At 72.7% G+C, this 21,247-nt stretch carries 16 protein-coding genes; 12 read left to right on the forward strand and 4 right to left on the reverse strand.

Features of this window, described 5'->3' with window-relative positions:
• Window positions 1–39: 39 nt before the first annotated feature.
• Complete coding sequence (locus PT931_RS17735; RefSeq protein ID WP_456246829.1) at window positions 40–1,815, reverse strand: AMP-dependent synthetase/ligase; 1,776 nt, start codon at window positions 1,813–1,815, stop codon at window positions 40–42.
• Window positions 1,816–2,078: 263 nt separating this feature from the next.
• Between PT931_RS17735 and PT931_RS17740 the strand changes: the two genes are divergently transcribed.
• The 7 genes from PT931_RS17740 (at window position 2,079) to PT931_RS17770 (ending at window position 12,503) form a co-directional block, all read left to right on the forward strand.
• Entirely contained in the window at window positions 2,079–2,528 is a 450-nt protein-coding gene (locus PT931_RS17740) for an SRPBCC family protein (protein WP_363728342.1), read from the forward strand.
• A gap of 62 nt (window positions 2,529–2,590) precedes the next feature.
• The gene (locus PT931_RS17745) at window positions 2,591–3,538 is read left to right on the forward strand and encodes an ROK family glucokinase (protein ID WP_456246830.1); all 948 of its coding nucleotides are present in this window, start codon (window positions 2,591–2,593) and stop codon (window positions 3,536–3,538) included.
• Window positions 3,539–3,576: 38 nt separating this feature from the next.
• Window positions 3,577–4,245 carry an endonuclease/exonuclease/phosphatase family protein gene (locus PT931_RS17750; protein ID WP_456246831.1) on the forward strand — a complete coding sequence of 223 codons (669 nt, stop codon included), beginning with the start codon at window positions 3,577–3,579 and terminating at the stop codon, window positions 4,243–4,245.
• Between the two features lie 283 nt (window positions 4,246–4,528).
• On the forward strand, window positions 4,529–7,417 hold the full coding sequence (locus PT931_RS17755) for a tetratricopeptide repeat protein (RefSeq protein WP_456246832.1): 2,889 nt from the start codon (window positions 4,529–4,531) through the stop codon (window positions 7,415–7,417).
• Between the two features lie 61 nt (window positions 7,418–7,478).
• Window positions 7,479–10,586, forward strand: coding sequence for a BTAD domain-containing putative transcriptional regulator (locus tag PT931_RS17760; RefSeq protein ID WP_456246833.1), 3,108 nt, complete (start codon window positions 7,479–7,481; stop codon window positions 10,584–10,586).
• 10 nt (window positions 10,587–10,596) lie between these two features.
• Window positions 10,597–11,943, forward strand: coding sequence for a flavin-containing monooxygenase (locus tag PT931_RS17765; protein WP_456246872.1), 1,347 nt, complete (start codon window positions 10,597–10,599; stop codon window positions 11,941–11,943).
• The gene (locus PT931_RS17770) at window positions 11,940–12,503 is read left to right on the forward strand and encodes an alpha/beta hydrolase (RefSeq protein ID WP_456246834.1); all 564 of its coding nucleotides are present in this window, start codon (window positions 11,940–11,942) and stop codon (window positions 12,501–12,503) included. The genes PT931_RS17765 and PT931_RS17770 overlap by 4 nt, the downstream gene beginning before the upstream one ends.
• A gap of 67 nt (window positions 12,504–12,570) precedes the next feature.
• Here PT931_RS17770 and PT931_RS17775 read toward each other — a convergent pair whose 3' ends face one another.
• The gene (locus PT931_RS17775; RefSeq protein ID WP_456246835.1) at window positions 12,571–13,047 is read right to left on the reverse strand and encodes a hypothetical protein; all 477 of its coding nucleotides are present in this window, start codon (window positions 13,045–13,047) and stop codon (window positions 12,571–12,573) included.
• Between the two features lie 128 nt (window positions 13,048–13,175).
• Here PT931_RS17775 and PT931_RS17780 point away from each other — a divergent pair, with 128 nt between their 5' ends.
• Window positions 13,176–13,862 carry a lysophospholipid acyltransferase family protein gene (locus PT931_RS17780; protein WP_456246836.1) on the forward strand — a complete coding sequence of 229 codons (687 nt, stop codon included), beginning with the start codon at window positions 13,176–13,178 and terminating at the stop codon, window positions 13,860–13,862.
• Here the strand turns inward: PT931_RS17780 and PT931_RS17785 are convergent.
• Window positions 13,834–17,361, reverse strand: coding sequence for an AAA family ATPase (locus PT931_RS17785; RefSeq protein ID WP_456246873.1), 3,528 nt, complete (start codon window positions 17,359–17,361; stop codon window positions 13,834–13,836). The two genes, PT931_RS17780 and PT931_RS17785, sit on opposite strands and share 29 nt — an antisense overlap.
• Before the next feature lie 155 nt (window positions 17,362–17,516).
• Between PT931_RS17785 and PT931_RS17790 the strand changes: the two genes are divergently transcribed.
• A complete protein-coding gene (locus PT931_RS17790) occupies window positions 17,517–17,696 on the forward strand; it encodes a hypothetical protein (protein WP_456246837.1) in 180 nt (59 codons plus the stop codon).
• A gap of 107 nt (window positions 17,697–17,803) precedes the next feature.
• On the opposite strand, the gene PT931_RS17795 is transcribed toward PT931_RS17790, so the two are convergent.
• Window positions 17,804–18,496, reverse strand: a complete 693-nt coding sequence (locus PT931_RS17795) for a Crp/Fnr family transcriptional regulator (protein ID WP_363728350.1) — start codon at window positions 18,494–18,496, stop codon at window positions 17,804–17,806.
• A gap of 216 nt (window positions 18,497–18,712) precedes the next feature.
• Between PT931_RS17795 and PT931_RS17800 the strand changes: the two genes are divergently transcribed.
• From PT931_RS17800 to proC, 3 genes are all read left to right on the forward strand, one after another.
• Window positions 18,713–19,201: a polyadenylate-specific 3'-exoribonuclease AS gene (locus PT931_RS17800; protein WP_363728351.1), complete on the forward strand. Its 489-nt coding sequence runs from the start codon at window positions 18,713–18,715 to the stop codon at window positions 19,199–19,201.
• 104 nt (window positions 19,202–19,305) lie between these two features.
• Window positions 19,306–20,331, forward strand: coding sequence for a 6-phosphofructokinase (locus PT931_RS17805; RefSeq protein ID WP_456246838.1), 1,026 nt, complete (start codon window positions 19,306–19,308; stop codon window positions 20,329–20,331).
• 101 nt (window positions 20,332–20,432) lie between these two features.
• Window positions 20,433–21,239, forward strand: coding sequence for a pyrroline-5-carboxylate reductase (gene proC / locus PT931_RS17810; RefSeq protein WP_456246839.1), 807 nt, complete (start codon window positions 20,433–20,435; stop codon window positions 21,237–21,239).
• Window positions 21,240–21,247 lie beyond the last annotated feature (8 nt).

The following is a 21,247-nucleotide window of genomic DNA, read 5'->3' on the forward strand; positions in this document are numbered from 1 at the left end:
CTCGGTCTGTACCACGCGCCGCCCGGCTCGGTGTCGAGGTCAGGCCCCGTAGATGGCTGCGATCTCGTCGGCGTACTCCTTGTGGACAACGTTGCGCTTCACCTTCATCGACGGCGTGAGCTCACCGGTGGCTTCGGTGAAGTCCCGGGGCAGGATCCGGAAGACCTTGATCGCCTCGGCGTGCGAGACGGCCCTGTTGGCGTCGTCGACCGCGGTCTGCACCTCGGCCCGCAACGATTCGTCGGTCCTCAACTCCGCGATCGTACCGGTTCGTCCGTTCGCCTCGAGCCACCGCGGGAAAGCCTCCTCGTCGATCGCGACCAGCGCGGCGATGAAGGGCTGCTGGTCGCCGATGACGACGCACTGGCTGATCAGCGGGTGGGCCCGGACCCGGTCCTCGAGGACGGCGGGGGCGACGTTCTTGCCGCCGGCCGTGACGATGAGTTCCTTCTTGCGGCCGGTGATGAACAGGAAGCCCGCGTCGTCGAGGTGGCCGATGTCGCCGGTGTGGAACCAGCCGTCGGAGTCGATCGCCTCGGCGGTGGCGGCGGGGTTGTTCCAGTACCCCTTCATCACCTGCGGGCCCTTGACCAGGATCTCGCCGTCGTCGGCGATCGAGATCGTCGTGCCCGGGATCGGCCGGCCGACGGAGCCGATCTTCTGCATCCCCGGCTCGTTGATGTTGGTGACCGGCGCGGTCTCCGTCAGGCCGTAGCCCTCCAGGACCGTGACGCCGATGCCGCGGAAGAAGTGGCCGAGCCGGTCGCCGAGCGGCGCGCCGCCGGACACGGCCCAGTTGCACATCCCGCCGAGGGCGACGCGCAGCTTGCTGTAGACCAGCTTGTCGAAGACCTTGTGCTGGAGGTTGAGGCCGAAGCCGGCGCCGCCCGCGTCCTGCGCCCTGCTCCACTGGATGGCCACCCCGGCGGCCCGGTCGAAGATCTTGCCCTTGCCGGCGGCGTGCGCCTTCTGCTTGGCCCCGTTGTAGACCTTCTCGAACACCCGGGGCACCGACAGGATGATCGTCGGCTGGAACGTCTTCAGGTCGTCGAGCAGGTTCTTCACGTCGGCGGTGTGCCCGATGGCGATCCGGCCGTGCACGAACGCGAGCTGGACCATCCGGGCGAGCGAGTGCGCCAGCGGCAGGAACAGCAGCGTCGTGCCGCCGTTGCCGAGGATGGTGCCGTAGTTGAAGAGGGCGTTCTCCGCGTTCGAGTACAGGTTGCGGTGGGTCAGGACGCAGCCCTTCGGCTTGCCCGTCGTCCCCGAGGTGTAGATGATCGTGGCCACGTCGGCGGCCTGGGTGGCGCCCCGGCGGGCCTCGACCCCGGCCAGGTCGGGGTCCGCGGGCGACAGCTCGGCGAGCACCCCGGCGTCGATCTTCCAGATGTGCTTGAGCGCCGGCAGGTCGGCCGTCGGGATCAGCGCGGCGTGCTCGTCGGTCTCGAGGAAGATGGCCACGGCCCCGGAGTCGGCCAGGATCCACTCGACCTGCTCGGCCGAGGACGTCTCGTAGATGGGTACGGTCACGGCACCGGCCGCCCAGATGGCGTAGTCGATGACGCCCCACTCGTACCGCGTCTTGCTCATCAGGCCGACCCGGTCGCCGCCGGAGATGCCGGCCGCGATCATGCCGGCGGCCAGCGCGGCCACCTCGTCGCGGAACTCGCGGCACGTGACGTCCAGCCAGCCGTCCGGACCCGGGCGGCGGAACTGCACGACGTCGCCGTGGTCCTGCGCGTTGGACCAGATCTTGTCCGTCAGCGTGAGGTCGTCGGGGACGGTCACGGCCGCTGGTACGGAGAATTCGCGCACTTCCGACTCCTTTACTAGCCCCCCGAGCAGCCCCACACGCGTGGGGTCACCGCGAACTTACCCGCGAGTACCCTTTCGTGAACAGGCCCGTCACGCAGCTGATACTTTTCGAACCTATCAGGGCCGCCGCGCCGGGCGGGCCGGCGCGCCGCCGGCCCCGGTCGACCGGGTTCCCCTCGCGAAAACGGTGTCCAGGCCCGCCCGCTGGGAAAACGACGCGGCGCGCAGCACCCCACGCACGCGGCCAGGTAGTCTTCGCTCTCATGGCGGACTCCTCGACCCAGTCGATCGTCGTCGCGGCCTCGCCCGCCGACATCGCTGCGGTGATCTGCGACTTCCCGAGATATCCGGAGTGGGCCGCCGCCGTGCGGTCGATCGAGGTGATCGAGGAGTACGAGGACGGCTACGCCAGCCAGGTCCGGTTCTCCCTCGACGCGGGGGTGGCGAAGGACGAGTACACCCTGAGCTACGAGTACGCCGAGGACATCTCCCGGATCGAGTGGCGGCTCGTCGCGCCGTCCGCGTTGCAGAAGAGCCAGGTCGGCTCCTACGACCTCGCGGACAACGGCGACGGCACGTCGACGGTGACGTACACGCTCGCGGTGGAGCTGGGCATGAGCATGCTGGGCATGTTCAAGCGCAAGGCCGAGAAAATGATCATGGACACGGCGCTCAAGGAGCTCAAGCGGCGCGTCGAGGGCTCGAAGGCCTGAGACCCGTCCGACCCGGGCCCCTGTCCGGTAGCACCGTGTCGTCACAGAAACTAAGGAGTCGGGTGGGACTCACCATCGGGATCGACGTCGGTGGCACCAAGGTGCTGGCCGGGGTCGTCGACGCGGACGGCACGGTGGTCGCCCAGGCGCGCCGCGACACCCCGGCTGACGACGTCGGCCGGACCCGCGAGCTGATCGTCGACGTGATCCGGGAACTGTCGGCCGCGCACCCGGTCGAGGCCGTGGGCATCGGCGCGGCCGGCTGGATCGACGCGGAACGGTCGACCGTGCTCTACGCGCCCAACCTGGCCTGGCGGCACGAGCCGCTCCGCGACTCGGTCGCCGCCGACATCGACCTGCCCGTGGTGGTCGAGAACGACGCGAACGCCGCGGCCTGGGCGGAGTTCCGGTTCGGGGCCGGGCAGGGTACGAACTCCCTCGTCCTGCTCACCGTCGGCACCGGGATCGGCGGCGGCATCGTGCTCGCCGGCAACCTGGTCCGGGGCGAGCACGGCATCGCCGCGGAGTTCGGGCACACCCTCGCCGTGGCCGACGGGCATCCGTGCGGGTGCGGGGCGCGGGGCTGCCTGGAGCAGTACACGTCGGGCACCGCCCTGGTCCGGTACGCCCGCGCGGCGGTCCGCGACGGCGGTACCGGCCCGGCCGCGGAACTGCTCGCCCTCGTCGGCGGCGACGTGGACAAGATCGACGGGCCGACCGTGACCCGGGCCGCCCGCGACGGCGATCCCACCGCCCGGGCCGCGTTCGCCGAGATCGGCCGGTGGCTCGGCTACGGGATGGCCGACGCCGTGCAGATCCTGGACCCGGCGGTCATCGTGGTCGGCGGCGGCGTCAGCGAGGCCGGGGAGCTCCTGCTCGACCCTGCGCGGCGCGCCTACGCGGACCGCTTGACACAGCGGGGCAAGCTGCCGGTGGCGGAGATCCGCCAGGCCCGGCTGGGCAATCTCGCCGGGCTCGTCGGCGCCGCGGATCTGGCCCGGCGACCCTAGCTCTACCCAGGCAACGTTAGCTGCTCAAGAGGGACGGCATGCCGAAGCTGCGGGTGGTCTCGTACAACGTGCGGGGTCTCAAGGACGACCGTGCCGCTCTGGGCGAGGTGATCCGCGAGCTCGCGCCCGACGTGCTGTTCGCCCAGGAGGCGCCGCGCCGGTTCCGGTGGCGGCAGAAGTGCGCGGAGCTCGCCCGCTGGGGCGGCATGATCTACGCGTCGGGCGGCCTGCCCGGGCTGGGCAACGCGATCCTGGTCAGCATGCGCGTCGACGTCGAGGAGGCCTGGGGGCTGCGGTATCCGCTGACCCCGGGCCGGCACCTGCGCGGGGCGGCGTTCGCCCGGTGTTCGGTGGGCCGGGTGCCGTTCCTCGCCGTCGGCAGCCATCTCGCCACCGACGACCACGAGCGGCCGGCCCAGGCGGCGCTGCTCGCGTCGACGATCCGCGAGGCGGGCGGGACCGCGATCTTCGGCGGGGACATCAACGAGACCGAGGGCGGGTCGGCCTGGCGGACCCTGGCCGACGGCCGGATCGACGCGGGGGTCGGCGACCAGACGCCGACGTTCAGCATCAACAACCCGCAGCGGCGGATCGACGCGCTGTTCGCGGACGAGTCGTGCAGGGTCTCGGGGTACCGGGTGGTGGACACCCCCGCCGTCCGCCGGGCCAGCGACCACTTCCCGATCTACGCCGAGGTCGAGCTGTAGCCGGCCAGGTGGCGGCCTGTGACAACGGTGACAACGCCGTGCGACAACGGTGACGACGCCGCCTGACCACCGTGACAACAAGGGGAGCGCCCCTCCGCCTTCCACGGGGGAAGAAGGCGGTGAGGCGCTCCGTGCTGGGAACATTACGCCCCCGACGTCGGTGTCCGCTACCCCCCAACCGGGGGTCGGCACCCCTTATGGCACACCGACCCGTCGCCTACGCTCGCGGAGGGCGGGGGATCCGCTCGCGGAGGCTCGCGGGGGCTGACGGAGGAAGGCGTGGATGAGGTTCGGCGTCCTCGGCGCGGTACGGGTGTGCGGCCCCGACGGCTCGTGTCTGTCCATGCAGCCCAGACAGCGCGCGGTCCTGGCGTACCTGTTGCTGAACGCGGGACGGCCGGTGTCCGCCGACCGGCTGGTCGCCGCGATCTGGGGCGCCGCCCCGCCGGTGACCGCCCGGGCCCAGGTGCAGGTGGCCATCTCCACCCTGCGCGGTGTGCTGCGCCAGGTGGGCCTGGCCGAGCTGCTGGAGACCCTGCCCGCCGGGTACGCGCTGACGCCCGGCCCGGGCCAGTTCGACCTCGACGCGTTCACTGAGCGGGTCGCGCCGGCCGACGCGGACGCCGCGACGCTCCGGGCCGCGCTGGCGCTGTGGCGGGGGCCGGCGCTGGACGACGTGGCGGCGCCGTACGCGGACGCCGCCCGGGGCCGGCTGGAGGATCTGCGGCTCACCACGTGCGAACGCCTCGCCGACCGCGAACTCGACCGGGGCCGGCACCGCGAACTCGTCCCGGAGCTGACCGAACTGGTCGCCGCGCACCCGGTGCGCGAGCGGTTCCGGGAGCAGCTGATGCTCGCCCTGCACGGCTGTGGCCGGTCCCGGGACGCGCTGCGGGTGGCGGGGGACTTCCGCCGGTACCTCGCCGAGGAGCACGGCCTGGACCCGCGCCCGGGGTTCACCGCGCTGGAGGAGTCGATCCGCCGGTCCGAGCCGGTCGCGGCCCCGGTCCGGGCGGCGCCGGCCCCCGCGCAGCTCCCGCCGGACGTCGTCGACTTCACGGGCCGCGCGGACCAGCTCGAACTCCTCGACGGCCTGCTGCCCGACCACGGCCGGCCGGGCGCGACGGCCGTGGTGCTGACCACGATCGCCGGGGTCGGGGGCGTCGGGAAGACCGCGTTGGCCGTGCACTGGGCGCACCGGGTCCGCGACCGGTTCCCGGACGGCCAGCTGTACCTGAACCTGCACGGCTACTCGGCCACCGCGCCGCTGCGGCCCCTCGATGCGCTCATCCGGCTGCTGCGCGCCCTCGGGGTGCCGGGCGGCCGGATCCCGACGGAGCTGCCGGCCGCCGTGGCCGCGTACCGGGAGAAGGTGTCCGGTCTCCGGCTCGTCGTGGTGCTGGACAACGCGAACAGTCCCGAGCAGGTCCGTCCACTGTTGCCGGTCGGCCCGGGCAGCCTGGCGGTGGTGACCAGCCGCGACCGGCTCGCCGGCCTGGTGGCCCGCGACGGCGCCCGCCGGGTCACGCTCACCGAGCTGGGGCCCGCCGACGCGCTGGCGCTGCTGACCCGGATCGTCGGGGCCGGGCGGGTCGCGGCGGAGCCGGCGGCGGCCGCCGAGCTGACGGTCCTGTGTGGACAGCTGCCGTTGGCGTTGCGGATCACGGCCGCCTACCTGGTGGACCGGCCCGAGGTCGGGCTCGCCGAACACGCCGCCGTGCTCCGGGAGGGCAACCGGCTGCGCGCGCTGACCGTGGCCGGGGACGAGCAGTCGTCGGTGCGGGCGGCGTTCGACCAGTCCTACGCCGCGCTGTCCCCGGCCGAGGCGCGGCTGTTCCGGCTGCTGGGCCGCGTCCCGGGCGCGGACCTGACCGTCGACGCGGCCGCCGCCCTCGTGGACACGTCGGTGCCCGAGGCGGAGTTCCTCCTCGACCGGCTGGCGGCGGCGCACCTGGTGGCGGAGCACGCGCCGGGGCGGTACACCCTGCACGACCTCCTGCGGGAGTACGCCGCGCACCGGGCGGCGGCCGAGGAGTCCCCGGAAGCCCTCGACGGGGCGTCGGGCCGGCTCGTCGACTGGTACCTCGCGGTCCTGCACGCGGCCGCCGCCCTGATCGCCCCGCAGCGCGACCGGGTGAAGCTGTCCGCCCGCCGCGTACCGGAGGCGCCGCCGTTCCCGCCCGACCAGCTCGACGCGCTCGTGTTCCTCGACGCCGAACGGGCCAACCTGCTGCCCGTGTTCCGGCTGGCGGTGCTGCGCGGGGACGACGCGTCGGCGTACGAGCTGGCGTACCGGTTGAAGGACTTCTTCGTCGACCGGGGGCACGGCCCGGAGTCGGTGGAACTCTTCGAGGCCGCGCTGGAGGTGGCCGGGCGGCTCGGGGACGCGGTCGGCACGGCCAGCGCGCACACCGACCTGGCCACGGTGTACCGGCAGGTCGGCCGCGCCGACGACGCCCGGGCACACCTCCGGCACGCGATGGAGCTGCACCGCGCCACCGGCGACCGGGCCGGGCTGGCGGCGGCCAACAACCTGTTCGCGGCGCTGTGCGTGACCCAGGGCCGCTACGCCGAGGCCCTCGGGCCGCTGGAGGCCGCGCTCGGGCACTTCGAGGAGACCGGGGACCTGTTCCGGGTGTCGGTGGCCCTGATCAACCTGGGGATCTGCGCCGCCGAGGGCGACCGGTCCGCCGACGCCGTCGACTACTTCCGCCGGGCCATCGTCCTGCAACGCCGCACCGGCGACCGGCGCGGCGAGGCGATGTCGCTGAACTGCCTGGGCATCGCGCACCAGAAACGCGGCGAGCACACCGAGGCCGGCGACGTGTTCCGCGAGGCCCTGGCCATCTCCCGGGAACTGGGCGACCTGCGCGGCGAGGGCGACGTGCTCAACAGCCTGGGCGACCTGCACCGGGTGCGCGGCGAGCTGGCCGACGCCCTCGACCACCTCCGCGGCTCGCTGGAGATCAGGCACCGCCTCGGGGACCGGCGGCGCGAGAAGGACGACCTGGCGCTCCTCGGCGAGGTGCTGCTCCGCCTGGGCCGGCGCGCGGAGGCCCGCGGCCACCTGGAGCGGGCCCGGGCGCTGGACGTCGACGCGGCCGGCCCGGACACGGAGGACCGGATCGCGGCGGGCCTCGCCGAACTCGGACCCGCCGACCCCGGAGAGTGACCCAACTCGTTTTCCGCGGGGGCCGACATCACCTAGTCTCCTGGGGTATGGGGGTGCCGTGGTGACGTTGCGTTTCGGTGTGCTGGGTCCGGTTCAGGTGCTGGTCGACGACCGTCCGGTGGCGGACCTCGCTCCCCGGCACCGGGCGGTGCTCTGCTGTCTGCTCCTGCACGCCCGCCGGACCGTCTCGTCCGAGCGCCTGATCGACGCCATCTGGGGCGACACTCCGCCGGACCGGGCCCGGGGCCAGATCCAGGTCGCGGTGTCCGCACTGCGCCGCACGCTGCGGGACGCGGGGGCCGAACACCTGCTGCAGACCCGATCAGCCGGGTACGTGCTGGACGTCACCCCCGAGCAGTTCGATGTGGATGCGTTCGCCGCCCTGGCCGCGTCCCCCGACGACGCCGCCGCCCTGCGCGGGGCGCTGGCCCTGTGGCGGGGGCCGGCGCTGGCCGACGTGTCCGCGCCGTACGTGGAGGCCGCCCGGGCCCGGCTGGAGGACCAGCGCCTGGCCGTCGTCGAACGGCTCGCCGAACTGGACCTGGCCGCCGGCCGCACCGCGCTGGTCGTGGACGAGCTGACCGGCTGGACCGCCGAGCACCCGCTGCGCGAACGGCTGCGCCGGCACCTGATGCTCGCCCTGTACCGCCTCGACCGCCAGCCCGACGCCCTCGCCGTGGCCCGCGACTACCGCGCGCTGCTCGTCGAGGAGCACGGCCTGGACCCGGGGAAGGAGTTCGTCGACCTGGAGCGGGCCATCCTCACCGACGACCCGGCCCTGCGCCCCGCCCCGGCCGCGGCCCTCCGCCCGGACGGCCCGGCGCAGCTCCCGCCGGACGTGCCCGACTTCGTGGGCCGCGCGGCGGAGACCGCCCGGCTCGACGAGCTGTTCGACGGTGCCGGCGCGGTCGTGATCAGCACGATCGAGGGCGCGGGCGGGGTCGGCAAGACCGCCCTCGCGCTGCACTGGGCGCACCGGGTCCGCGACCTCTACCCCGACGGCCAGCTGTACGTGAACCTGCACGGTTACTCCGCCACGGATCCCGTCCGGCCCCTGGACGCGGTGACCGGCTTCCTCCGAGCCCTCGGCGTACCGGGAACGGAGATCCCCCTCGATCTGGCGGAGGCGGCGGCCCTGTACCGCACCCTCCTCGCGGATCGCCGCGTCCTCGTCATCCTCGACAACGCCAGCGGCCCGGACCAGGTCCGGCCGTTGCTCCCGGGCAGCCGGGGCAGCCGGGTCGTGGTGACCAGCCGCGACCGGCTGGCCGGCCTCGTCGCCCGCGACGGCGCCCGCTTGCTGGAGCTGGGCGTCCTGCCCCGGGACAGGGCCGTGGAACTGCTCACCCGGATCCTCGGGCGGCGGCGGACGGAGGCCGAACCGGAGGCGGTCGCCGACCTCGCGGAACTGTGCGGCGACCTGCCCCTGGCGCTGCGGATCGCCGCCGCGCACCTGGTCAGCCAACCCCGGCGCGACGTCGCCGGTTACAACGCCGAACTCCGGGCCGGTGACCTGCTGGCCTCGCTGGAGGTCCCCGGCGACGAGCTGGCCTCGGTGCGCGGGGTTTTCGGCTACTCCTACCGGGCGCTCGCCCCGGAGACCGCCCGGCTGTTCCGCCTCGTGGGCCTGATCCCGGGCGCGGACCTGACGGCGGACGCGGCGGCGGCGCTGGCGGAGATCCCGGCGGACCGGGCCGGCGCGCTCCTGGAGGAGCTGTCGGCCGCGCACCTGCTGGAGTCCGACCGGTCGGGGCGCTACGCGCCGCACGACCTGATCCGGGTGTACGCCCGGCAGCGCGCCGAGGCGGAGGACGGCGCCACGTGCGCGGTCGAGGCCCGGCAGCGGCTCCTGCGCTGGTGCCTGGCCGGCGCCGAAGCCGCGGCGCGCCTGCTCTACCCGCAGGTTCTGCGCCTCGACGCCCCCACGACCGGACACGCCGGCTTCCCCACGTCGTCGGCAGCGATGGCCTGGCTGGAGGCTGAGCGGGGCAACCTGCTGGCGGCGGTGCGGTACTTCGCCCGGCATGATCCACAACCGGACGTCTGGGTTCTCACCGGCGCACTGCGGGGTTTCCACTACCAGGCGCACTACACGGGTGACTGGATAGCCGCCGCGCGGGAGGGACTGCACGCGGCGAACGTGGTCGGTGACGGCGTCGGGCGGGCGATCAGTGAGCTCAGCCTCGGTCACGCCCACTACACCGCGGGCGGACTGGACCTGGCGACGACGCACATCGGCCGGGCACTGGTCGCGGCCCGCGCGTCGGAGTGGGCCGCCGGGGAGGGCGCGGCGGAGGGCAACCTCGGGGTCGTGCACTGGGCCGCGGGGCGACTCGACGAGGCCGCCGAGCATCTGAGCCAGGCTGTCGAGGTGGGCCGCCGGATCGGGTTGCTTCCGTTGCAGGCGAACAATCTCAACAACCTGGGGAACGTCTACTCCGACCTCGGACTGCTCGACCGGTCCGCTGAGACCCACCGCCAGGCCAGCGTCCTGTTCCGGGAGCTGGGCGCCGGCGGGAGCGAGGCGAGCGCGCTGAACAACCTGGGGAGGGTGTACACCCACCTGGGACGCTACGAGGACGCGGTGCGGGTCCTGACCGACACCCTGGTGCTCTACCGACAGTTCGGCGACCACGGCGAGCTGTTGGCGCTCGTGGAGCTCGCGCGGGCCTGCCAGGAACTGGGGAGGTTCCCGGAGGCGGCGGAGCACGTCACGGCGGCGCTGAACGGGGCGCGGGCCATCGGCAGTCCGCGGATGGAGGCCGACGCCCAGCTCGTGGTGGGCGCGTTGGCGATGGGTCAGGGCAGGACGGCGGACGCGGAGGTCGCCTACGGCGAGGCACTGACCCTGGCCCGGGTCACCGGCGTACCACGGTACGAGACCCCGGCACTCCTCGGTCTCGCCGACGTCCGGGCGGCGCGCGGCGAACTCGACCAGGCGCTGGAGTTGGGCGAACAGGGCCTGGCACTGGCCGGTCAGCACCGGTACCGGCTGCACGAGTGTGAGGCGCACACCCTGCTCGCCGAGCTGCGCCTCGACAGGGGGGAGCAGATGTCGGCTGCCGAACACGTCCGGATCGCCCGGGAGATCAGGGAGCACACCGGATACCGGCTGCACGAGGACCGCACCCGCGCGGTCGTGGCGGCGCTCTCCTCCCGTACCAGATAAGGGATCTTTTATTGCCAACGGCCGCCTGTGGGGGCAGACTGTCGCGGTGGATGATCGTGGTGCCGCCGTCTGTGTGATCGGCGCCGGGTCGAGCGGCCTGGCTGCGGTGAAGAACCTTCTGGAACACGGCTTCGCCGTCGACTGTTACGACCGGGAGACCGGGATCGGCGGGGCGTGGAACATCCGGCACGAACGAAGCCCGGTGTACTCCAGCACGCACCTGATCTCGTCGAAGCCGATGACGCAGTTCCCGGACTTCCCCCTGCCCGACCACTGGCCGGACTACCCGCACCACTCCCAGCTGCTCGCCTACTTCGAGCGCTACGCCGAGCACTTCGGCCTCCGCGAGCACATCTGGTTCGGCACCGAGGTGGTGTCCGCCGATCCGATCGAGAACGACCGGTGGCGGGTCCGGGTCCGGCCGGCGCACGGCGGGGCGGAGCGCGAGCTGAGCTACGCGGCCGTGGTCGTCGCCAACGGGCACAACTCGCATCCGCGCACCCCGGCGCTGCCCGGGATCGAGGACTTCCGGGGCAAGGTCATCCACGCTTCGTCCTATAAGGACGCCGCCGTGCTGCGGGGTAAGAAGGTGCTGGTCATCGGGGGTGGCAACACCGGGTGTGACATCGCGGTGGAGGCCGCCCAGCAGGCCGCCGCGTGCTGGCACTCGACCCGGCGCGGCTACTGGTACGCGCCGAAGTACGTGTTCGGCCGGCCCGCCGACCAGGTCAACGACGGGGCGCAGTGGCTGCCGCTGCGGCTGCGGCAGTGGGCGTTCCACCGGGTGCTCCGGCTGACCGTGGGCGACCTGACCCGCTTCGGCCTGCGCAAACCCGACCACAAGGTGTACGAGACGCACCCCATCGTCAACAGCCAGCTCGTGTACTACGTCGGCCACGGCGCGATCACCCCCGTGCACGACGTGAAACGGTTCACCGCCCGCACCGTCGAGTTCGAGGACGGCACCGAGGCGGAGCCGGACCTGGTCGTCCTGGCCACCGGCTACGCGCCCCGGTTCGAGTTCCTCGACCCCGGCATCCTCGGCGCGAACCCGCCCCGGCTGTGGCTGCACATGTTCGCCCCCCGGCACCCCACCCTGGCCGTCGCCGGCCTGGTGCAGCCCGACTCGGGGCAGTTCCCGCTGGTGCACTGGCAGACCCAGGCCATCGCCCGCTGGTTGACGCTGCGGAACACGAACCCGGAGCGCGCGGCGCAGATCTGGGCGGGTGCGGCCGACCGGGCCGAGTGGCGGTGGACGAAGGCCAAGGTCAGCGCCACGGAACGGCACTGGTTCGAGGTGTCGCACGTGACGTACCTGAAGGCCGTCGAGAGTCTGCTGAAGGAGTTGACCGCGTGATCAGGGTCCTGCGGACGCGCGACTGGTCCCGGCCGGTCCGGCCCGTCGCCCGCGAGGTGCGTTCCGCGCTGCCCGGCGAGGACCTGCACCCGCCGCTGCTGTTCGTGGGCCGGCCGGCCGAGTTCTTCGCGGAGCACTGGCTGGACCGGTGCGCCGAGCGCGGCTGGGCGGCGCACGCGCTGGCCCCGCGCCCCGGCCGGTTCGTCGCCGTCCGGGAACACTGCCACGACGTCGTGCAGGTCGCCGCGTCCCTGCCCCGGCAGGCGGTGCTCGTCGGCCACGGGTCGGGCGCGCGCTGGGTGGCCTCGGCCCTCACCCGGTACCCGGCGAAGGCCGCCGTCCTGATCGACCCGCCCGCCAAGCTGCCCGACGAGGACGTCGTCGGCCCCGCGCAGGTGCTCCTGGTGGGCGGGGCGGGCCGGGGGCTGACGAAGGCGGGCGAGCACTACCGGGTCACGCCGACCCTGTTGTCGGAGCCGCGCCGGCTGTCGGACCCGTCGTGGCTCTATCCGCTGGAGGGCCTGCTGGACTGGCTCGACCAGACGGTCGCGAAACCCTAGACCCCTTCGACGGGTACGCCGGGCCACGCGCCGTCGTACCCGAAGAGTGGTCCTGATCTGCCTCCGCTCAGACGCGGGCGCCCTGGTCCGGGTCGTAGTCCTCTTCGTCCCCGGGCTTGAGCAGCATCACCAGCATCACGACGGCCGCGACGATCCCGCCCATCCCGGCGAACCGCACCAGCTGGTCGGAGATCGGCAGCAGCTCGGGCCAGAACAGCAGCAGGGTGCCCACGGAGAACACCAGCGCCGCCGTCACGACCCGCTTGGTGGGCCGGGGGAGCGGCGGAGGCGGCGGGGGCACGTAGTGCTCGTCCTCGTCGCCCTCCAGGTCCATACCGAACGTGTCGAGCCCCTCGAGCAGCCCCGGTTCGTCGGGTTCCGGACCGCGCGGCGAGAGGCCCGCCAGGGCGGTCATGTCGGTGAGCTCCACGGACTCGATTTCCGGCCGATCGGGGGCGTCGGTGTGATATCCGGCGACTATCCGGGCGAACTGGGCATCCACGTCGTCCGGGTCCGGCTCGGCCCGCTCGGCGTCAGCGTTCACCCGTGTTCCTCCGACCTCTGCGATCATTCGACGAAAACATCGTGACACGTTTCCGCCCCCGGGTCACAACACCGGGGCGGGTTCATGGGGTTGAATGGTCACCAGTCACCGATCGTGCGGAGGATGATGTGCTCTACTGGGTGCTCAAACACCTCGTGATCGGTCCCTGGCTCTGGCTGTTCTTCAGGCCCAAGGTCGAGGGCCTGGAGAACATTCCCGAGTCCGGTGCCGCGATCCTGGCGAGCAACCACCTGTCGTTCTCGGACTCGATCTTCCTGCCGCTCGTCGTGAAGCGCCGGATCACGTTCGTCGCCAAGGCGGAGTACTTCAACGGCAAGGGCGTCAAGGGCTGGATCAACCGGATCTTCTTCGGCGGTACCGGCCAGATCCCCGTGGACCGCAGCGGCGGCGGCGCGGGCGCCGGGGCCCTGGAGACCGGCGCGCGGGTGCTCCGCGACGGCCACCTGTTCGGCATCTACCCGGAGGGCACCCGCTCCCCGGACGGCCGGCTCTACCGCGGCAAGACCGGCGTCGCCCGGCTCGCCCTGGAGACCGGCGCGCCCGTCGTCCCGTGCGCCATGGTGAACACGCACCTGGTGCAGCCCCCCGGCCGGATCTGGCCCCGGATCATGCGGGTCGAGATCAGGATCGGCAAGCCCCTGGACTTCTCCCGGTACGACGGCTTCGTCGGCGACCGGTTCGTGGAGCGCTCGATCACCGACGAGGTGATGTACGAGCTGATGGAACTGTCCGGCCAGGAGTACGTGGACGTCTACGCCGCCAAGCTCAAGAACCAGCCGCCCGTAGCGGTGTGACGGTCGCGGTCAGGCCGAGCGTCATGAGCCCGGGTGCGGAGTTGCGGGCAGCGAACGCCCGGGTCTCGGCGCGCGGGCCCTGGGCGGCCGGATCCCCGGCGGTCTCGTACGCCCGGGCGGCCAGGGCCGTCGCGATCGCCTGGTCGGTGGCGTCCCCGATCTGGCGGTAGAGCTCCGCGGCCCGCGCGTACAGCGCGCCGGCCTGGCGCTGGTCCCCGCCGGTCATCCCCGCGGAGGCGACGGCGAGGGCCGCCTCGACCCACGGGGTGCGCCGGGGTGAGGCCTCCAGGACCTTGTGCAGCCGGTCGGCGGTCGCGGGGCCGGTGAGGGCGGCGGCGAACGCGGCGGCGGCCACCCACTCGCGGCTGGCGATGATCCGGGTGGGCAGCCAGTCGTCGATCAGCTCGCCGATCAGTTCGCTGGTCTCGTCGTGGCGGCCCTGCAACGCCCGGCAGAACGCGCCGTGGCTGACGGTGGCCCACAGGGGACGGTGGAACCCGGTCCGCCGGGCGGTGCCGATCGCCCGGGCGATCTCGTCGTCCCCGCCGTCGCCGTCACCGGTGGTCGGGATGCCGCACAGTTCGCGGACCCAGGCCCGGATGGACCGGTTCTGCAGGTCCCACTCCCCGCTGGGGGTGTCGAGGTACGCGTCGGCGGCGGTGAGCAGCCGGGGCCAGTCCCCGGCGAAGAAGCTCCACATCGCCTCCTCGGAGAAGTCGGCGACCGTGGCGTGCCCGCTGCCGACGTTCCCGCTCTGGTACTGCTCGATCAGGGGGCGGGAGCCGGCCATGTCGCCGTCCTCCTGCATGGCCCAGGCGATGTTGATCGCGACCCGCTTCACGGCGGGCAGTTCGCGGCCCCGGCAGTAGGCGAGCGCGTCGTCGAGGTCCTGCCGGCCGGTGGGGTCGCCGGCGAGCACCCGGGTCACGCCCATCGTGATCATGGCGGACGCGCGGACCTCGACCAGGTTGAGCCGGTCGGCGATGTCGAGCGCGGCGGCCGCGGCGTTGGCGGCCGGGTCGTGCTCGTAGTTGAGCATGTGCGCCCGGGACAGCTCCGTGAACGCGGTGGCCTTCTCGGCGGAGTCCGGGAGCTGGGTGAACAGTTCCACGGACCGTTCCAGCCAGCCCAGGGCGGCGGTGCGGTCGGCGGTCATGATGGCCACGGTCCCGGACAGGGTGGCGGCCGTGGCGGCACCCGCGACGTCGCCGATGGCGTGCAGGCGTTCGCCCAGGGCGGCGAGCTGTTCGACGCCGCCGCTGCGCAGGAACGAGTCCCGGTCGCGGTAGTAGGCCAGCTCGGTGACGAGGAGTTCGAGCTGGAGCCGGCCGGTGGCCAGGTCGGGTTCGTCCTCCGGGCACAGTTGCATGGCCCGCTCTGCGTACGTGGCGGCCCGGTCGAGGGCGTAGAGCCGGTAGGCCTTGCGGGCGGCGGCGTGCAGGGCCTGGCGGGCCGCGCGGGCGTACCGCTCGGGCTCCAGCCCCAACGACAGCGCGATCTCGTACGCCGCCGCTCGGTGCCGGGCGGTCACCTCGGCCAGATCATCCGCACGACTAGCTGACACGCCGGTCAGCCAGGTGGCGGTGCGCTCGTGCCGGGCGATGCGTTCGGTGCGCGGCAGGCGCTGGTAGCAGACCTCACGGACCAGGACGTGCCGGAACCGGTACTCGGCCTGGCCGGCCATCGTGGACTCGTGCTGCTCGCTGATCAGGTCGCGCTGCTCCAGCCGGCGCAGGGCCTTCTCCACGGTCTCCACGGACCGGCCCACGGCGGCAGCCACCGCACCGGGCCAGAACGTGGCGCCCACGACCGCGGCGGCCTGCAACACGGTGCGGTCGGCGGCGTCGAGCAGGTCGATCCGGTTGGCGATCACGGCGTGCACGCTGTCGGGCATCGGCAGGTCGTCGTCGCCCCGCAGCGACCAGCTCCGCTCGCCCCGGCGCAGGGTGCCCCGCTCGATCAGCATCCGGGCGTACTCGTGCGCGTACAGCGGGTTACCGCCGGCGAACTCCACCAGCGGCGCGAGCATCTCCGCCGGGAACGCGGCCTGCCCGAACATCTGCGCGTACATCGTCGCGATGTCGGTGTCGCGCATCGGCGGCAGCGCGATGGTCAGCGAGCCGGCCACCGCCCCGGCCCAGGACGGCTCGCGTTCGAGCAGCTCCTGCCGGGCGGTGCACAGCACGAGCAGCGGCAGGTCCCGCGCGCCGCCGACCAGCAGTTCGATGAAGTTGAGCAGCGCGGGGTCGGCGAGGTGGATGTCCTCGAACAGCAGCACCGTCGGCCGCTGGGCCGCCATGGAGCGCAGGTACCGCCGCCACAGCGAACTCGCGTCCTCCGCCGACAGCTTCGACCCCGACAGCCCCACCAGCGGCGCGAGCGCGTCGGCGAGCCGGCCGTCGCTCTCGGCCCCGGACTCGCGCAGCGCGATGGTCAGCCGGTGCCGGGCCGTCTCCGCCCCGTCGGTGTCCAGGATCCCGGCGTGCGCCTTGACGATGTCGGAGAGCGCCATGTACGTGACGTCCTCGCCGAACGGCGGGCAGTACCCGGTCCGCCAGGCCACCGGCGCGTCGAGGATCCGCTGGGTGTGCGTGTACAGCTCGCGCACCAGCCGGCTCTTGCCGATCCCGGCCCGGCCGAGCACGGTGACCAGCTGCGGGGTCCGCTCGGACACGGCGCGGTGCAGCGCGTTGGTCAGCAGGCTCAGCTCGTGCTCGCGGTCGATCAGCGGCGTGTGGTCGAACTCCTCCGGCGGGCGGCGGCGCACCGGCGCCTCGGCCAGCCACACCTCCGTCGCCACGGAACGGCCGCGCAGGTTCAGCGGCGCCTGCTCGGCGTAGCGCACGGCGTCGCGGGTCGCCGCGTACGTCACCCCGCACACCAGCACCCCGCCCGGAGGGGCCGAGGTCTGCAACCGGGCCGCGGTGTTCACGACGTCACCGGCCACGATGGCCTGACCGCCGTCCCGGGCCGCCGCGACGTCCACCAGGGCCTCGCCGGTGACGATCCCGACCCGGAACCGCAGGCCCGCGTCCGGCGCCTCGTGGATCAGGGCACGCTGCAGCTCCAGGCCCGCGCGCACACACCGCAACGGGTCGGTCTCCGTGGCCACGGGCGCGCCGAACAGCGCCATCACCGCGTCCCCGATGTACTTCTCCACCACGCCGCCGTGCTGCCGGATCACCCGGCGCGCCGTACCGAAGAACTTGTGCTGCATCGCCCGGACCTGCTCGGGGTCGACGCGCTCCGCGTACGGCGTCGAGTCGATCAGGTCCACGAACAGGACACTCACCCGGCGGCGGTCCTCGTGGGCGGTCTGCTGGCCGGGCGGGTCGCCGTCCCCGGCGGCCGTGCCGCAGCCGGTGCAGAACTGCGCGTCAGGCTTGAGGGTGCGTCCACAATTGGCGCAATCGAGGGACAGGGACTTGCCGCAACCGCCGCAGAACTTATCGTCGTCCGCGCCCGGGCGGCCACACTGTGTGCAGCTTCGACTGGAGATGCCCCTACCCCCTGTAGATCATCGGCCGACGCCGAGTATGCCGGGAAGTCCACCATGAACGGAATGGGCTGTTCGGATACCGACACTGGGCATGCGCCTGTCAAGTGTTTGTGCCTACAGTCAGCGCGGCAATTTCTTATAGGAGGGGGAGGGATATGGCTCAGGTAACGCTGACCCAGGACTGGACGGACCCGAAGGGCACCGTGCACCACACCGGCGAGGTCCTCACGGTCGACGACCTCACGGCGGGCCAACTGGCAGCCCAGGGCGTGTGCGACTGGGTCGGCCCGACCGTGAAGGACCCGAAGACCGACGGTTGGGTCGGCCCCACGTAGGTCGGACCGCGCACGACAATGGCGGGGCCTGCTGACTCAGGTCCCGCCATTTTTCGCTATCTGAAAAGGTCCCACTTGACAGCCGGGGCGAACCCGGCCGGGCGCCGCTACCGGTCCGGCATCCCCGCACGTCGCCGCAGCGACAGGATGTCGGTCAGCACGATCCGGCGGCCCTCGGTCCGCAGCCAGCCCCGGTTCGCGAAGGAACCGATCGCCTGGTTCACGCTCTGCCGCGAACCGCCCGCCATCTCGGCCAGCTGGCTCTGGTTGAGCTCGATCGTCACCATCGTCGCCGGCGTCTCCCCGGCCAGCCGGACCAGCGTCTTGGCGACCCGGCCCGGTAGGTCGAGGAACACGTGGTCGGCGTTCTGCTCGGTGAGCCGGCGGATGTAGGCGCCCAGCGCGCGCAGCACCGGGTCCAGGATCCGCGGGTTGGCGTGCACCAGCTCGAGGAACGCGCCCCGCGACAGGGCGAGGGCCACGCAGTCCTCGATGGCCTCGGCCGACGCCGAGCGGGCCGCGCCGTCGAGCAGCGCGATCTCACCGATGACACCGGGCGGGCGGGCCACGTGCAGCACCGCGCGTTCGCCGGTCGGCGCCGTGCGGAAGACCGCCACCGCGCCGCGCTTGAGCACGATCAGGGACTCGCCGGGATCGTTCTCGACGAAGAGCAACTGCCCCTTGCGGTACGTGCGGGGCACGGCGGCGGCGAGCACACGCTCCCGCGCCTCTGGCTCCAGCCCAGCGAACAACTCCACGCCGGTGAGCGCGTCGGTGGGATCCGGAAGGCGAGCCTCCACGGTAGTACTCCTCCCCGGTTTACTTCTCATGCAACCGAACACCACAGATCATGCACGGTTGTCGCGCTATGTACATCCCCCATATCGGTCTCCCGACAGGGCACCGTTCGGGTACAAAACCGAATCGGTGGTGCAAGTGAGCGCTCCAGGATACGCGTCGGTGCGAGTCCGCCCAGGTCACCGGGGGGTCGCGCGCGGGGTGCGTACCCTGTCGGGGTGATCTACCGTTATTTCTACGACTGCGAATTCATTGAGGACGGCCGCATAGTCGACCTCGTTTCCATCGGGGTGGTGGACGAACACGGCCGTGAGTTCTACGCCGTGTCGACCCAGTTCGACGACTCGAAGGCCGTGCCCTGGGTGCGCCGCAACGTCCTCGACAAGCTGCCGTCCCCGTCCGACAAGGCGTGGCGGAGCCGGGAGCGGATCCGCGAGGACCTGCTCGCGTTCCTCACCGAGCCGCTCGCCCCGGGCGACGAACTGGAGCTGTGGGCCTGGTACGCCGCCTACGACCACGTCGTCCTCGCCCAGCTCTGGGGGGCCATGCCGGCCCTGCCGCGGATCATCCCCCGGTTCACCAAGGAGCTGCGCCAGGCGTGGGACGACGCGGGCAAACCGCACCTGCCGGCGGCCCCTCCGGACCAGCACGACGCGCTCGCCGACGCCCGGCACAACCTGGCGCGGTGGAACGCCATCCGTCACTGACTGCGACTACAGTGGGAACCGCGGCCCCGGGGCCGGCAACGGCGCCGCTCGTTCCTAGGTGGTTCGCACCTTTTTCACGCGATCCAACGAAGGGATCCACAGCTATGCGTATCGGTGTGCTGACCGGCGGCGGAGACTGCCCCGGCCTGAACGCGGTGATCCGCGCCGTGGTGCGCAAGGGCGTCACGGACTACGGCCACGAGTTCGTCGGCTTCCGGGACGGTTGGCGGGGCCCGCTGGAGGGCGACACCCGCCCGCTGGGGATCCCGGAGGTCCGGGGCATCCTGCCGCGCGGCGGGACGATTCTCGGCTCCTCGCGGACCAACCCGTTCAAGATCGAGGGCGGCGTCGAGCGGATCAAGGCGAACCTGGCCGAGGGCGGCGTCGACGCGCTGATCGCGATCGGTGGCGAGGACACCCTCGGTGTCGCGGCGAAGCTGACCGAGCTGGGCGTGCCCGTCGTCGGCGTCCCGAAGACGATCGACAACGACCTGGGCGCCACCGACTACACGTTCGGGTTCGACACCGCCGTGAACATCGCGATGGAGGCCATCGACCGGCTGCACACCACGGCCGAGAGCCACCACCGCACCGTCGTGGTCGAGGTGATGGGCCGGCACGCCGGCTGGATCGCCCTGCACTCCGGCCTCGCCGGCGGCGCGAACGTGATCCTGCTGCCCGAGCAGAAGTTCGACCTGGACAAGGTCGTCGAGTACATCGAGACCCGGTTCCAGACCCGGTACAGCCCGATCGTGGTGGTCTCCGAGGGCGCGATGCCGTCCGACGGCGACATGGTCACCCAGGGTGGTCAGCTCGACGCGTTCGGGCACGTCCGGCTGGGCGGGGTCGGCCAGTGGCTCGCCGACCAGATCGAGAAGCGGACCGGCAAGGAGGCCCGCGCGGTCGTCCTCGGCCACATCCAGCGCGGCGGCACCCCGACCGCGTTCGACCGGGTGCTGGCGACCCGGTTCGGGCTGCACGCGATCGACGCGGTGCACGAGGGCGACTTCGGGAAGATGGTCGCCCTGCGCGGTACGGACATCGTCCGGGTGCCGCTCGAGGAGGCGACCCGCGAGCTGAAGACCGTGCCGGCGGCGCGGCTGGCCGAGGCCGAGGTCTTCTTCGGGTAGGAGTCGTGGAGGGACCGGGGGGTGAGGCGGCCCACCGGTCCCGCACGGCCCCGTGGCGAACCGGTGCCACCGTGGCCCGGCCCTAGGAAAGAGGAACGCGCGTGGACACCGTTGCCGTCATCGGAGCGGGCAAGATCGGCGAGGTGCTGCTGACGGGCCTGGTCAAGGCCGGTTGGCCGGCGAGCCGGCTGATCGCCACCGCCCGCCGCCCCGAGCGGGCCCAGGACCTGCGGGACCGGCTCGGCATCCGGGTGCTGGACAACCTGGCGGCGATCGACGAGGCCGAGGTCGTGGCGATCGCGGTCAAACCCCAGGACGCGGGGGTACTCCTGGAGGAGCTCGGCGGCAAGATCCCCGCCGACAAGCTGGTCGTCTCCCTGTGCGCGGGCCTGCCGACCTCCTTCTTCGAGCGCCGCCTCCAGCCGGGCACCCCGGTCGTGCGGGTCATGACCAACACCCCGGCCCTGGTCGACGAGGCGATGACGGCCATCTCCGCCGGGGCGCACGCGCTGCCCGCGCACATGACCCTCACCGAGGAGCTGTTCAAGCCCCTGGGCAAGACGATCCGGGTGCCGGAGTCCCAGCAGGACGCGGTGACGGCCCTGTCCGGTTCCGGCCCGGCGTACTTCTACTTCCTCGTCGAGGCCATGATCGACGCGGGCATCCTCCTCGGGCTGCCCCGCCAGGTGGCCCGCGACCTGATCGTGCAGACCGCGATCGGCTCGGCCGTGATGCTCCGCGACTCCGGGGAGCACCCGGTGACGCTGCGGGAGGCCGTGACCTCCCCGGCGGGTACGACGATCAGCGCGATCCGCGAGCTGGAGAACCACGGGGTGCGCGCGGCGATGCTCGCGGCCCTGGAGGCGGCGCGGGACCGGGCGCGGGAGATCGCCTCGGCGGCGGAGTAGGGGCACCG

Source organism: Longispora urticae, assembly GCF_053902585.1.

Excerpts from the sequence above, each read along its gene's own strand:
- PT931_RS17740 (WP_363728342.1), top strand. The coding sequence starts at position 2,079 with ATGGCGGACTCCTCGACCCAGTCGATCGTCGTCGCGGCCTCGCCCGCC.
- PT931_RS17750 (WP_456246831.1), top strand. The coding sequence starts at position 3,577 with ATGCCGAAGCTGCGGGTGGTCTCGTACAACGTGCGGGGTCTCAAGGAC.
- PT931_RS17755 (WP_456246832.1), top strand. The coding sequence starts at position 4,529 with ATGAGGTTCGGCGTCCTCGGCGCGGTACGGGTGTGCGGCCCCGACGGC.
- PT931_RS17790 (WP_456246837.1), top strand. The coding sequence starts at position 17,517 with ATGGCTCAGGTAACGCTGACCCAGGACTGGACGGACCCGAAGGGCACC.
- PT931_RS17805 (WP_456246838.1), top strand. The coding sequence starts at position 19,306 with ATGCGTATCGGTGTGCTGACCGGCGGCGGAGACTGCCCCGGCCTGAAC.